Annotated in this window: 12 protein-coding genes; 6 read left to right on the forward strand and 6 right to left on the reverse strand. The window is 72.1% G+C overall.

All coding sequences use genetic code 11. The features are described from left to right. Window positions 1-51: 51 nt before the first annotated feature. The 4 genes from ACFVJX_RS32660 to ACFVJX_RS32675 form a co-directional block, all read right to left on the reverse strand. Complete coding sequence (locus ACFVJX_RS32660; RefSeq protein WP_003959706.1) at window positions 52-426, reverse strand: RNA polymerase-binding protein RbpA; 375 nt, start codon at window positions 424-426, stop codon at window positions 52-54. 275 nt (window positions 427-701) lie between these two features. After that, window positions 702-2,075 (reverse strand): MFS transporter, encoded by a 1,374-nt coding sequence (locus ACFVJX_RS32665; protein WP_384135465.1) that lies wholly within the window; start codon window positions 2,073-2,075, stop codon window positions 702-704. A 45-nt stretch (window positions 2,076-2,120) separates the two neighbouring features. Beyond that, window positions 2,121-2,885, reverse strand: coding sequence for a glycerophosphodiester phosphodiesterase family protein (locus ACFVJX_RS32670; protein ID WP_384135462.1), 765 nt, complete (start codon window positions 2,883-2,885; stop codon window positions 2,121-2,123). Beyond that, window positions 2,882-3,544, reverse strand: a complete 663-nt coding sequence (locus ACFVJX_RS32675; protein ID WP_384135459.1) for a YitT family protein — start codon at window positions 3,542-3,544, stop codon at window positions 2,882-2,884. The genes ACFVJX_RS32670 and ACFVJX_RS32675 overlap by 4 nt, the downstream gene beginning before the upstream one ends. 102 nt (window positions 3,545-3,646) lie before the next feature. On the opposite strand from ACFVJX_RS32675, the gene ACFVJX_RS32680 reads away from it, so the two are divergent. Further along, on the forward strand, window positions 3,647-5,146 hold the full coding sequence (locus ACFVJX_RS32680; RefSeq protein WP_384135456.1) for a PLP-dependent aminotransferase family protein: 1,500 nt from the start codon (window positions 3,647-3,649) through the stop codon (window positions 5,144-5,146). A gap of 88 nt (window positions 5,147-5,234) precedes the next feature. Here the strand turns inward: ACFVJX_RS32680 and ACFVJX_RS32685 are convergent, their stop codons facing one another. Together ACFVJX_RS32685 and ACFVJX_RS32690 are read right to left on the reverse strand one after the other, a co-directional pair. Then, entirely contained in the window at window positions 5,235-6,902 is a 1,668-nt protein-coding gene (locus ACFVJX_RS32685; protein WP_384135453.1) for a hypothetical protein, read from the reverse strand. Window positions 6,903-6,942: 40 nt separating this feature from the next. After that, window positions 6,943-7,137 carry a hypothetical protein gene (locus ACFVJX_RS32690; RefSeq protein WP_018103962.1) on the reverse strand — a complete coding sequence of 65 codons (195 nt, stop codon included), beginning with the start codon at window positions 7,135-7,137 and terminating at the stop codon, window positions 6,943-6,945. A 313-nt stretch (window positions 7,138-7,450) separates the two neighbouring features. Between ACFVJX_RS32690 and ACFVJX_RS32695 the strand changes: the two genes are divergently transcribed. From ACFVJX_RS32695 to ACFVJX_RS32715, 5 genes are all read left to right on the forward strand, one after another. Further along, entirely contained in the window at window positions 7,451-7,843 is a 393-nt protein-coding gene (locus tag ACFVJX_RS32695) for an ankyrin repeat domain-containing protein (protein WP_384135450.1), read from the forward strand. Between the two features lie 217 nt (window positions 7,844-8,060). Next, entirely contained in the window at window positions 8,061-9,479 is a 1,419-nt protein-coding gene (locus ACFVJX_RS32700; RefSeq protein WP_384135447.1) for a HEAT repeat domain-containing protein, read from the forward strand. 259 nt (window positions 9,480-9,738) lie between these two features. Further along, window positions 9,739-11,265, forward strand: a complete 1,527-nt coding sequence (locus ACFVJX_RS32705) for a hypothetical protein (protein WP_384135444.1) — start codon at window positions 9,739-9,741, stop codon at window positions 11,263-11,265. Continuing rightward, window positions 11,262-11,408, forward strand: coding sequence for a hypothetical protein (locus ACFVJX_RS32710; protein ID WP_384135441.1), 147 nt, complete (start codon window positions 11,262-11,264; stop codon window positions 11,406-11,408). Before ACFVJX_RS32705 ends, ACFVJX_RS32710 begins: the two co-directional genes overlap by 4 nt. Continuing rightward, complete coding sequence (locus tag ACFVJX_RS32715) at window positions 11,405-12,325, forward strand: hypothetical protein (protein ID WP_384135438.1); 921 nt, start codon at window positions 11,405-11,407, stop codon at window positions 12,323-12,325. Before ACFVJX_RS32710 ends, ACFVJX_RS32715 begins: the two co-directional genes overlap by 4 nt. Window positions 12,326-12,375: the final 50 nt, after the last annotated feature.

Below are 12,375 nucleotides of genomic sequence, written 5' to 3' on the forward strand. Positions count from 1 at the left end.
ACACACAAGGTGTCGCGGCCCGCGACTCTGTCTCAGTGCGGTGCTACGCGGTCAAGCAGACTTCCTGCTGTCCCGTGGATGCACTGCAATGTTCATGGCTCCGGAGCGCAGAACCGCCAGCCTCTCGGCCAGCACCTCCTCCAGCTCCTCGCGTGTGCGCCGCTCCATGAGCATGTCCCAGTGCGTACGCGCAGGCTTGCCCTTCTTCTCCTCGGGGCCATCCCCGTCCACCAGGAGTGCCTGGGCGCCACACGCCTTGCACTCCCACTCCGGCGGAATTTCCGCCTCTACCGAGAACGGCATCTCAAATCGATGTCCGTTCTGGCATGCGTACTCCACCGCCTGGCGCGGGGCCAGATCGATGCCGCGGTCCGTCTCGTAGCTTGTAACCACAAGTCGCGTGCCGCGGAGAGCTCGCTCACTCATGAATCGTGCCTCCCGGGCTTGTCGCCCACAGGACAAATGTCGCTGTCGTCGTCATCCGGCTCAACGTCCGGTCGGCGGCAAAGATTCCCGTTGCCGGTCATGCGTCGCCCGTCGTGCCGCTGAGTATTCAGGTTTGCCAGGGTTCAAGTACCCGCCAACGCCCGGTTTGTCACATCTGGCAGAAGTTGTCACCCAACGGTTTGGATTCTTCCACTGGCAGTAACGGTCCTCCGGGCAGGCCAAAGGCGTACACTACCGGCCTTTCACTTCAACGTCTAAATCCGTTCAGGAACGGGATTGCCCGCCGCGGCCACGGCCTGCCGCACCGGCACCCTCGCGAGCAGTACCGATCCGACCACGAAGAAGATCACCAACGAGATGATCGCATCCCGATAACTGCCGGTCAGCTGGTACGCGAGACCGAACACCAGTGGCCCCAGCCAGCTCAGTCCGCGGTCGCTCATCTCGTACGCCGAGAAGTACTCGGCCTCTTTGCCGCGCGGCACCAGATGCGAATAGAGAGAGCGGGAGAGGGCCTGGCTGCCGCCCAGGACCAGGCCGATCGCCGCGGCCAGCGCGTAGAAGAACACCGGCGCGTCGGCGGGCAGGAAGTATCCCGCGACGAGGATCAGCGTCCAGACGACGAGGGACCCGAGGATCGTGTGTTTCGCGCCGTACACCCGGGCCAGCCGGCCCATCCCCAGCGCGCCCGCCACCGCGAGTATCTGGACCAGCAGGACGGCGGTGATCAGCGTCGTCTGGTCGAGGCCCAGCTCCTCCGAGCCGTACACCGATGCCTGGGAGATCACCGTCTGCACGCCGTCGTTGTAGACCAGATAGGCGAGCAGGAACGAGAGGGTGAGCGGATGGCGGCGCATGTCGCGCAGGGTCGACAGCAGCTGCCGCCACCCGGACCCGACCGCTCCGCGGCCGCCGGGCGCCACCTTCCGGTCGCGCAGCCGACGCAGCGGAACGACGGTGAATGCGCCCCACCAGACACCGGCCGAGGCGAGACAGATCCGTACGGCGTCCGATTCGGAGAGCCCGAAGGAGTCGTGGCCCGTGTAGAGGATCAGGTTGAGCACGAGGACCAGCGCCCCCGACGTGTAACCGAACGCCCAGCCGCGTGAGGAGACGGCGTCGCGTTCGTCCGGCTCGGCGATCTGCGGCAGATAGGCGTTGTAGAGCACCATCGACACGGATATCGCGGCATTCGCCACGATGAGCAGGAACGCGCCGAGCAGATAGCGGGAGCCGTCCAGGAAGAACATCCCGGCCGTCGCGGTGGCGCCCACGTAGGCGGCCGCCGCCAGCAGCGGCTTCTTGCGCCCCGAGCGGTCGGCGGCGGCGCCGACGACCGGCATCAGGACGACCGCTACGACGACGGACGCCGAGACCGCGTAGGCGAACAGCGACCCGGCACGGACCGGGATGCCGAGCGGGTGGACGAAGCCGTCGGTGTCGGCCGCCGCCTTGGCGACCGAGGTCAGATAGGGGCCGAGGAACACCGTCAGGACGCTCGTCGAATAGACGGAGCAGGCGAAGTCGTAGAAGTACCAGCCGCGCTGCTCGCGCCGGCGTTCGCCGGGGTCCGGCGGCCCGCCCGTGCCCTGGGCCGGTCCGGCGGTGTCCGCGGTCTCGGCGCTCATTGCGCACCCCTCGTCTCTCCCCGTGGAGACGTCACCGGGCCGGCGTCAGGCCCAGGCCCTTCGCTCGCTCAGCACCGTACGCAGCGTCTCGATGTGATCGGTCATGATGCCATCCACTCCGAGATCCAGGAGCGCTGCCATCCGCTCCGGTTCGTTCACCGTCCAGACGTGCACCTGGAGCCCCCGTGCGTGCGCCTCCCGCACGAAGCGCCGGTCCACGACCCGGACGCCGCCCTGGCTCTCCGGTACCTGCGCGCACACCGCGCCCGCCCGCAGCGCCGCCGGGATGCCGTAGGAGCGCAGCCGCAGGGCGAGGATGCCGCGCACTCCGTAGGAGGTGGCCAGCCGGGGGCCCGCCAGCTTGTGCGCCCTGGCGACCCTGGCCTCGGAGAACGAGCCGACACACACCCGGTCCCAGGAGCCGGTCCTGCGGATCAGTTCCACCAGTGGCTCGAGGGCAGGACCGGCTTTGATGTCCACGTTCCAGCGCGCCTCGGGGAACTCCTCCAGCAGTTCCTCGAACAGCGGAAGCGGTTCACGGCCCGCCACCCGGGCCCGGCGTATCTCGCTCCACGGCAGCTCGGCCATCCGGCCCCGGGCATCCGTCACCCGGTCCAGCGTGGCGTCGTGGAAGGCGACCAGCCGGCCGTCGGCCGAGGCGTGCACATCGGTCTCGAAGTAGCGGTAGCCCGCGTCGGCGGCCCGGCGGAAGGCGGCAGCGGTGTTCTCGATCCCGTCCGCCGCCCCGCCGCGGTGGGCGAACGGGAGCGGGGCGGGGTGGTCCAGATAGGGGTGGCGTGCGGAAGTCACTGCGGCAGTATGGCCTGCCCGGATGTCGGGGCGGTGACCGTGGGGCCCGCCTTGTCCGTGATCGCGAAGAAGCGCAGGAAGAACTGGGCGAGCGGGCCGATCGCCAGGGCGTAGAGGACCGTGCCCACGCCGAGGGAGCCGCCGAGCAGGAAGCCGGTCAGCACGACCGCCACCTCGATCGCCGTGCGCACGAGCCGCACGGAGCGGCCGGTGCGCGCGTGCAGTCCGGTCATGAGGCCGTCGCGCGGGCCGGGACCGAACCGGGCGGCTATGTACAGCCCCGTCGCGACACCGTTGAGCACGATCCCCGCCACCATCACCGCGGCCCGGGCGAAGAGCCCGTGCACCTCGGGGACGAGTGCCAGCGTGCCGTCCATCGCGATGCCCACGGCGAAGACGTTGGAGACGGTCCCCAGGCCCGGCCGCTGCCTCAGCGGGATCCACAGCACCAGCACGATCGCGCCGATGATGATCGAGACGACCCCGATGGAGATCCCGGTGCGTTCGGCGAGCCCCTGGTGCAGCACGCCCCACGGCTCCAGACCGAGCCCGGCGACGACCAGCAGCGCCGAACTCGCCCCGTACAGCGCCAGACCCGCGTACAGCTGGATCAGCCGACGGGTGAGGTGGGCTCCGCGCGGGGCGGCGTTGGTGGACAAGTGGTGCCCCCTGGTGTGGTGGTAGTGGACTGCTGCGTGTCACTCTGTGGCAGGGGATTGGCCGCCAACCATGGCCAATCCGAGGAAGGTGGACTGATTATCGTGGCGCAGTGGACTTCGGCCGTCGGCGCGGCGCAGCTCGCCCGGCAGCTCCAGGCCCAGCAGCCCAAGCCGACGGGCCCGGGCAACCGCAGGCCCCCGGCCTACCGCGCCCTCGCGGACGGCATCCGGCTGCTCGTCCTTGAAGGCCGGGTCCCGGTCGCCGCCCGGCTCCCCGCCGAACGGGAACTGGCGCTCGCCCTCGCCGTCAGCCGTACGACGGTCGCCGCGGCCTACGAGGCACTGCGGGCCGAAGGGTTCCTGGAGTCCCGGCGCGGGGCCGGCAGCTGGACGGCGGTGCCCGCGGGCAACCCGCTGCCCGCCCGCGGCCTGGAGCCGCTGCCCCCCGAGGCCCTCGGATCGATGATCGACCTGGGCTGCGCCTCGCTGCCCGCCCCCGAGCCATGGCTGACCCGGGCCGTCCAGGGCGCCCTGGAGGAGCTGGCCCCCTACGCGCACACCCACGGTGACTACCCGGCGGGACTGCCCGCGCTGCGGCAGATGATCGCCGACCGGTACACCGCCGACGGCATTCCGACGATGCCCGAACAGATCATGGTCACCACCGGGGCGATGGGTGCGATCGACGCGATCTGCCACCTGTTCGCGGGCCGCGGCGAGCGGATCGCGGTGGAGTCCCCGAGCTACGCCAACATCCTCCAGCTGATGCGGGAGGCGGGCGCCAGGCTGGTGCCGGTGGCCATGGAGGAGGGGCTCGGCGGCTGGGACATGAACCGGTGGCGCCAGGTGCTGCGGGACGCGGCGCCCCGGCTGGCGTACGTCGTGGCGGACTTCCACAACCCCACCGGGGCCCTGGCCGACGAGGACCGGCGCCGGGCGCTGGTGGACGCCGCCCGCTCGGCCGGTACGGTCCTGGTCGTCGACGAGACGATGAACGAGCTGCACCTGGACGACGACGTACGGATGCCGCGCCGGGTCTGCGCCTTCGACCCGGCGGGCAGCACCGTGCTCACCGTCGGTTCGGCCAGCAAGGCCTTCTGGGCGGGCATGCGGATCGGCTGGGTACGCGCCGCACCGGACGTCATCCGCAGCCTGGTGGCCGCCCGTGCCTACGCCGACATGGGCACCCCGGTCCTCGAACAGCTGGCCGTCAACTGGCTGATGCGCACCGGCGGCTGGGAGCAGGCCGTGCAGATCCGCCGGGAGCAGGCCCGGGACAACCGGGACGCGCTGGTCACGGCCGTGCGCCGGGAGCTGCCGGACTGGGAGTTCGCCGTACCGCGCGGCGGTCTGACGCTGTGGGTGCGCACCGGCGGCCTCTCCGGTTCGCGGCTCGCGGTGGCGGGGGAGCGGGTCGGGGTGCGGGTGCCGTCCGGGCCCCGGTTCGGGGTCGACGGCGCCTTCGAGGGATACGTGCGGCTGCCGTTCACCGTCGGCGGGCCGGTGGCGGACGAGGCGGCGCTGCGGCTCGCTGCCGCCGCCGGGCTCGTCAGCTCGGGCGCGGCGGCCGGTGCGGAGGCTCCTCGGACGTTCGTCGCCTGAGCCGCAGAGTGCTGGCCGCCCGAGCCGGGGAGTGCGGGAGGGCCCGCGGATCGAGTGATCCGCGGGCCCTCCCGTCCGTCCGCCGCCGTCAGTCGCTGACGGCCACGGCCTCCATGGGGACGGAGGCGGTCACCACGTTCGCAGGCACCGGTTCGGACGTCGCCCCGTTGTCCTGCGGCGCCGGGTCGGCCACGGCGAAGGTGCTCTCCGGCTCCGGATCCGGGCCGGGTGCGGTCGCCTCGATCGCCGTCCGGCGTTCGGGCAGCAGCCCGAGCACGGCCTGGCGCTGGGCCTCGCTGGTCGCGTCGTCGTACGGGTCCGGCGTGGCGGGCACCTGGATGCGCAGCACCGGGCCGGCGCCGAACCGCGCGTAGCCGCGGCCGGGCGGCACGTCCGGGGTCGGCGTGGTGTGCGGCTCGACGCCCAGGACGGACTCGATCTGGGCGGGGGAGCAGCGGCCGAGCACCACCCGCGCCCTGGTGTGGCTCCGCACGGTGTCGCTCAGGCCCTCCAGACCGTCGAACTGCTCGGTCATCACCACGGTGACGTTGGCGGCCCTGCCGTGCCGCAGGGGTACCTGCAGCAGTTCCTGCGGATCGGGCCCGCCGTCGTCGGCGGCGGCCAGATGGGCGAGAACGCTGGGCCGGTCCAGCAGGATCCAGAGCGGACGCCTGGTGTCCTCGGGGACGGCGTCGCCGGACTGACGGGCCCGGTTCGCCTCGATCAGCCGGCGCTCCGTCTCGTGCGCCGCCCACTCCAGGGTGGACAGCGCCCCGGCCAGCCCGCACTCCACCGCCAGCACGCCCTCGCGGCCGTTGAAGCTGGCGTACTCGCCGGTTCCGCTGCCTTCGATGATCAGGATGTCGCCCTGCTGGAGCACCTGGAGGGCGATGGAGCGCAGCAGCGTGGTGGTGCCGCTGCCGGGCTGTCCGGCGATGAGCAGATGCGGCTCCGTGGAGCGTGCGCCGGTGCGCCAGACGACGCCGGGCGCGTCCCGGGTGCCGTCCCCGTCGCTCACCGGAACGGTGCGCTGCACCGCGTCGTCGTCCGTGAAGCCGAGGACGGTCTCGCCGGGGGCGGTGACGAAGCGCTGGGCGGTGATCGAGGTGGGCAGGGCGTCGAGCACGCTCATGACGAGCTGGTTGCCCTCCTCGTCCCAGCTGAAGTGGTACTCCCGGCCGCGGCCCGACTTGGCGTGCAGCAACTGTTCGATCCGGGCGCGGGAGGCCGCCTCGCTGTCGGTGAAGTACGCCGGATACCTCACCCGGAGGCGGGAGACGCGGCCGTCGCCGTCGAACTCGTACCCGCTGAAGACCTCGTCCCAGTCGCCGCCGTGGGCGAACAGCGGACTGGGATCGTCGGCCGTCGAGAAGTACGGCACGAGCGCCTCGTACAGGGCTTGCAGGCGCCCGGTCTCCGCCTCGTCAGGACCGGTCCTGACGGGAGTGCGCTCCCGTCCCTTCCATGCGGCGGCGCTCATCACGGCGACCAGGGCCAGCAGCGACCCGTACGGGATGAGCGCGACCACGAGCACGCAGGCCGCGACGAGGAACAGCGTGGGACCACGCCGGTCCTTGGGCGTCGCGGCCCACTTCTGCCGTCCTGCACCGGCCAGCAGCCGCAGACCACGAGTGATCATGATCAGCGGGTGGAGCACATCGGTGGCGCTGTCGGCGGCCGTGCGCGCGATCTCGCGACTGCGAGCGATCGGTGCGCTGCCGCTGCTCAGAATGCGGGGGAGTGGTCGCCGGGCCACGTCTGTCTCCTGAAGGGGGGTGGGAGCGGGGGCGGGAACGTCAGAACTTGATCCCGCCCAAGAGGCCGGCGAGGCTCGCGCCACCCGCGGTGATGCTCGGTGCGATGGCGGTGCCGGCCAGGTAGAAGCCAAACAGGGCGGTGACGAGGGCGTGCGACGCCTTGAGGCCGTCCTTCCTGAAGAACAGGAAGACGATGATGCCGAGGATGACGACGCCTGACATGGAAAGGATCATGAGTGGTTCTCCTGGTTGGGGGGACAGTCACCATGAGTCCTTCCAGGGTCACCGGAAGTATCTATAGGATAAAAGGTGCAAGCGGGTGAATAGTGGGGTTTTTCACTGGACTGGCAGACAGTGCGGCACGGGTCGAAGGCCTTTTCGGGGGCGCTCATCGCTCCGCCGTCGTTCGACGTGATCTTTTGCCAAGGGCGGACCGGGGCATGTGTACGGCCGGGCAGTACTCTGTCGATTCACTCGTACGGCCTCACGGCGCATGCCCCCAGCGGGCCGGCAGCGGCGAAATCGGTTAACGGAAGGTGGCACCCCGATGAGCGAAACCCCTGATCCCGAGGTGGTGGAGCTGGCGACCAAGGTCTTCGACCTGGCGCGCCACGGCGACGCCGAGGCGCTCGCGGCGTACGTCGACGCCGGAGTTCCCGTGAACCTCACCAACGACCGGGGCGACTCGCTGCTGATGCTCGCCGCCTATCACGGGAACGCCCCCGCGGTCACGGCCCTGGTCGGCCGTGGCGCCGACCCGGACCGGGCCAACGACCGGGGCCAGACGCCGCTCGCCGGAGCCGTCTTCAAGGGCGAGGACGCGGTGATCGAGGCCCTGCTCGCGGCAGGGGCCGATCCGGCGGCCGGAACACCCTCCGCACTGGACACCGCACGCATGTTCGGCAAGGCCGACCTGCTGGAACTCTTCGGTTCCCGCTGACCGGGTCCGCCGTAAATGTGGTCGCGGTGGCGAAATGGCTGGGTCATCATGACGTCGCGGGTCCGATTCGGGCCACCGACGAGAGGCAGGAAGATGCTCTACACCAGGCAGAAGACGGCGGTCGGCCGATCATGTTGCTGCGCGGCCTAGGGGAGTCCCCGGCACGTGGAACTGCACAGTCCCGGTTGCGTCGACAGCTTGATGTGAGGCTTTTCCCATGTTCGATCCGTTCATAGCGCCGAGCGGCACCCTGCTCGGCCTGCTGCAGAGGGGCCGCGGCGACGGCACGCTCCACGCGCTCGCCGCACCGCGCCCCGAGGCCCTGGCGGCTCTCAACCACTGCGTCCTGAGCGATCCGCGTCACGACTGGCAGGTGGAGAACCGCTCCCTCTACTACGCACGCCTGTTTCTCGATCTCGACGGCGGCATCGAGGAGATCGAGCGGCACCTCGCCGATCCCGACGACCACCTCGACACGGACGAGTCACGGACCGGCCTGTCCCTCGCCGTACTCGGCCACCTCGCCTCCTACGGACGCGAGGACGCCCTTGCCCTGTTGCGGCGCTACGCCGCGACCGGTTCCAACTGGGCCTGGGCCCTGGACGAGCTGGCCCTGCGCGACGACGACGCCGGACTCCGGTCCCTCGCCGTCCCCGTCCTCGCCCGCTTCGCCACCGACGCCGAGGGGACCGCCGAACTGGCCGCCACGGTGCGTGACGCCTTCGAGCCCCGGCCCTGGCGGCTCTGGGCCGACGATCCGCGCGAAGCGGTCGGTGCCCGGGTCCGGGCCGCCTCCGAACAGGGCTCCTTCGACCGCTGGCAGCGGCAGATGCGGCCCGGCGGACCCCGCCCGGGCTGGAGCGTCCAGGCAGTCTTCGACTGGGCCCAACAGGGGCTCGACCGGGGCAGCGACCTCCATGTGCCGGCTGCCCGCTGCCTCTCCGCGGTCGCCGGACCCGATGACCGTCCCGTCATCGTCGAGGCCGCCCGCAGCGGCCCCGAAGGCGCCAGGTGCGCCGCGCTGCACTATCTGACGGAGGCCCAGGACCCGGTCGTGCTCGACCTCATCGAGGCCGCGGCGGTCAGCTCGTCCCGCACGGTCGCCGACGCGGCCGTCGCAGCCTTCGAGCGGATGTGCGGCGAGGCGGCAGTCGAGCGCGCACGCCGCTGGGCCCGGCGGCCCGACGCGCTCGGCGCCTCGGCGGCCGGAGTGCTGGCCGGCCGCGGCGGTGCACAGGACGCGTCCCTGGTCCTCGGCGCCCTGCGCGAAGCCGTACGCGGCGACGGGCCGGACGCCCCCCGGCTGTGGACCCTGGTCGACGGCACCGGACGGCTGGGCATCGCCTGCGCCGCTCCCGTGCTGCGCCACGTCTACCGCGAGACGTCCTCCTCGCACCTGCGGGGCAGGGCCGCCCGGGCGCTGGCCGCCACCGACCCCTCCTTCCCCACCGGGTTCGCCGTCGAATGCCTGTGGGACTGCGAGGAGACGACCCGAGAGGTCGCCGCACTCCACGCGGAGACCGGCGACATCAGGGTGGCCGAGCGGCTGCGCAGGCTGGCCGCCGACCCGGCCGAGGAGGCCGAGGTCCAGACAGCCGTGCGCAGCAGGATCGGTCCGGACGCACCCGCCGTCTGACCGGGCACCAACAGCAGGGCGTTGCGCGTCGGGGGCGCGCGGCGCGACACCGCCGGACCGGTCCTGGACCGCGACGGCCCCCTCACCGACGCGGCGGACGGCGGGAGTTGCCGTCGGCGTCGAAGTCCCGCGAAGGGCTGCGGCCGAGGAACCGCCGGGCCGCGCGGAGCCGTCCGGCGGAGCATGACCGACTCCGGGGCAACCAGCCGCTTCTGCGCCGTTTCGACCGTTGTCAGTCCGAGGACCTAATCTGTGCAGCGTGACTTCGCCTGCCTACACGGACAACGCTGCGCCCCAGCTCAGCGCGGGGCCCCGGCCCGCACCGGGCCCGGCCGCCGACGAGGGGCTCTCGCGGCGGCTGCGCGCACTCGCCTGCACGGCGCCGCTGCACGACCTCGACGTGCGCAAGGCGAATCTCGCCGGTGAGTTCACCGTCTACGCGATGGCCGAGATCGCACTGGCCGCGATCGACCTCGTCACGCTCAACATGGACTTCGACACCGGTGCTGACCACGACCAGATAGTGACCAGACTCCTCCCGCGCGTCGGCGCCCAGGCCCCGCGCCGCCCGGTCGCCGAGCACGAACGGGTCGCCCGCTGGGTGCTGGACAACCTCATCAACGTCGGAAGCGTGGACCGCGGCTTCCGCGCCGTATACGGCACCTTCGGCCCGGACGGCACCTACGTCCGCCGGGACTACGACTTCAAGCTGATCGAAGAAGTCGCGGGATACGGCGGCAGCGTCTACCTGCGGGCCACCGACGAAGCGGTCAACGTCCTGGTCGGCGCCCTCGACACGGACGTCACCAGCGCCCAGATCGCCGCCGAGGTGAAGCTGGAGGTCCTGATCAGCCGCGGACGCCTGGCCGACGCGCAGCTCGCCGCCGAGCAGGCCCGCTACCGGACCGTGCAGTACGCGGAAACCCTCCGCAAGACGCTCGACGCGACCCGGCGCAACGTCCGGGCGGTCGACTGGCTCAACGCCGTGCCCGACATGATCGCCGAGGCGCTGGACCACGTGGCCGACCGCTACCGCCACGAGAACGCCATCCTCACCAACATCCGCAAGGCCCGCGACGAGGCCGAGGAGCCCGAGCACAAGCGGCGCGCCGCCGAGCTGGTCGACATCGTCAAGGACTGCATCCGCCGCCACACCCAGCTCCAGTCCCGGCTGCTGGAGGCAGGACCGCTCTTCCGCGCCGAGCAGGACCGGCAGGCGTTCGCCCAGCCGGCCACCCGCACCGGCCTCGACCTGTACGGACAACTGCTGGCGCCGCTGCTGCCGCTCCCCGTGGAGCAGGCCATCCGCGCCACCGACGCGTTCTTCACCCACGGCACCGGGCTGCGCACCCCCACGTCGGTCCGGGTCGCAGACCTGGTCGACATGCTGCTGACACCGCCGCTGGAGCGCGAACACCTGGGCGCCGAGATGCCCGAACCCGATCTGATCGCCACCCCGGCCGACAGCCGTTTCAGCGAGGAACAGCTGGCGAGCGCCATGGAGCTGCTGGACCTGGAGCACGACGCACCGCGCCGCCTCTCCGGTCTGCTGGCCGAGGCCAGACGGCGCGATCCCGACCTCCCCTACCTGGTCGCCCTGCTCGCGGTGCACGCGGCGAGCCCCCCGGTAGGTACCGCCTACCGGCAGGGTGAGCGCCGCCTGCTGTTCTCCGTGGACGACGGGACCCAGCTGGAGGACCCCGAATTCGGCGGCGCCGACCTGATCGTCGGCACGGCCCTGCTGGACGCGGCCGGTATCACCGCGGATCGCACGGAGGTGGCATGAGAGCGCCACTGCCCGACCGGACCGCCGCCGCCCCGTCAGGCCCCACGAGCACGCTCGCCGCGCCGCACCACCCGGCGGCACGCGGCAGCCGGCCCGCCCGTTCCGTACCGAAGACCGTCCGCAGCAAGGAGCGCCCGTCGTGAGCGACCACCGCGCAGAGCACACCGACGCGTGGGGCGAGCCGAGCGCCGCGCACCCGGCCGACCGGACCGCGGCAGCCCCGCCGTCCGCGCCCGCCGCCGTCACCCCGGCCGATGCCGCCGACGCCGCCCGGCTCGTCGCATTCGGGCTCCAGCCCAAGCTGCTGCCCGCCCGCGACGCCGAGTACGCCGAACTGCTGCGCCGCTACCGGGAGGAGCCGGCCTTCGCCCGGCTCGCCGACGCCGTGGCCACCGGGCTCGGTCTCGTCGTGCTCGAGGTGTCGACCCGGGCCGGCATGGCCGTCACTGCGGGCGAGGACTCGGTCTTCGCCGTACGCATGGGCGACTACGCCCGCCGGGCCTCCCCGGACTCCGCCGACCGGTTCCTGCACGGGCTCGCCCATCTGGCCGTCGCCGCGATGGCCTTCCCGCGCCCCGAGGACCTCGCCGACGACGGCTACATCGGCAGGATCACGGTCAACGGCGTCGACGCCTTCGTACGCCAGGCCTGCCACCGCCTGGAGGAGCGCGCCGACGAGCACGGCGACAACACCGACCCGGCCAGTGACGCCCCCGGCCTGGAGGCCGGCTGGCGCGTCTACGCCCGGCGCAGCTCCACCGGAGCGACGAAGGACGCCCGGCGGCTGGCCGGTTCCACCACAGGCATCGTCGGCAAGGCCGTCGCCTTCCTCACCGACTCCGGCTTCCTCCAGCGCACCGGGGACGACGCCGGAGGGGCCTTCCGTACCACGGCCCGCTACCAGCTCCAGGTCCGCGACATGGCAGGGAGCGCCGCCATGGCCGAACTGCTCGAACTGGGCGTGGTACCGGTCACCGACGGATCGGCGACGCTGCTCCCGCCCCCCGACCCCGACGACCTTGAGCTGGCGGCCGACGCCGGCCTGCCCTTCCACGGCTGACCGGCCCCCACCGCCGGGGCCGGCCACCGCACGGCCGGCTCCGCCACCGA

Origin of the sequence: Streptomyces sp. NPDC127177 (assembly GCF_042672475.1) — a bacterium.
GTDB lineage: Bacteria > Actinomycetota > Actinomycetes > Streptomycetales > Streptomycetaceae > Streptomyces.

Bases quoted from the DNA above. Each gene is read 5' to 3' on its own strand.
- ACFVJX_RS32660 (WP_003959706.1), bottom strand. From the start codon at position 426: ATGAGTGAGCGAGCTCTCCGCGGCACGCGACTTGTGGTTACAAGCTAC.
- ACFVJX_RS32665 (WP_384135465.1), bottom strand. From the start codon at position 2,075: ATGAGCGCCGAGACCGCGGACACCGCCGGACCGGCCCAGGGCACGGGC.
- ACFVJX_RS32690 (WP_018103962.1), bottom strand. From the start codon at position 7,137: ATGATCCTTTCCATGTCAGGCGTCGTCATCCTCGGCATCATCGTCTTC.
- ACFVJX_RS32695 (WP_384135450.1), top strand. From the start codon at position 7,451: ATGAGCGAAACCCCTGATCCCGAGGTGGTGGAGCTGGCGACCAAGGTC.
- ACFVJX_RS32700 (WP_384135447.1), top strand. From the start codon at position 8,061: ATGTTCGATCCGTTCATAGCGCCGAGCGGCACCCTGCTCGGCCTGCTG.
- ACFVJX_RS32710 (WP_384135441.1), top strand. From the start codon at position 11,262: ATGAGAGCGCCACTGCCCGACCGGACCGCCGCCGCCCCGTCAGGCCCC.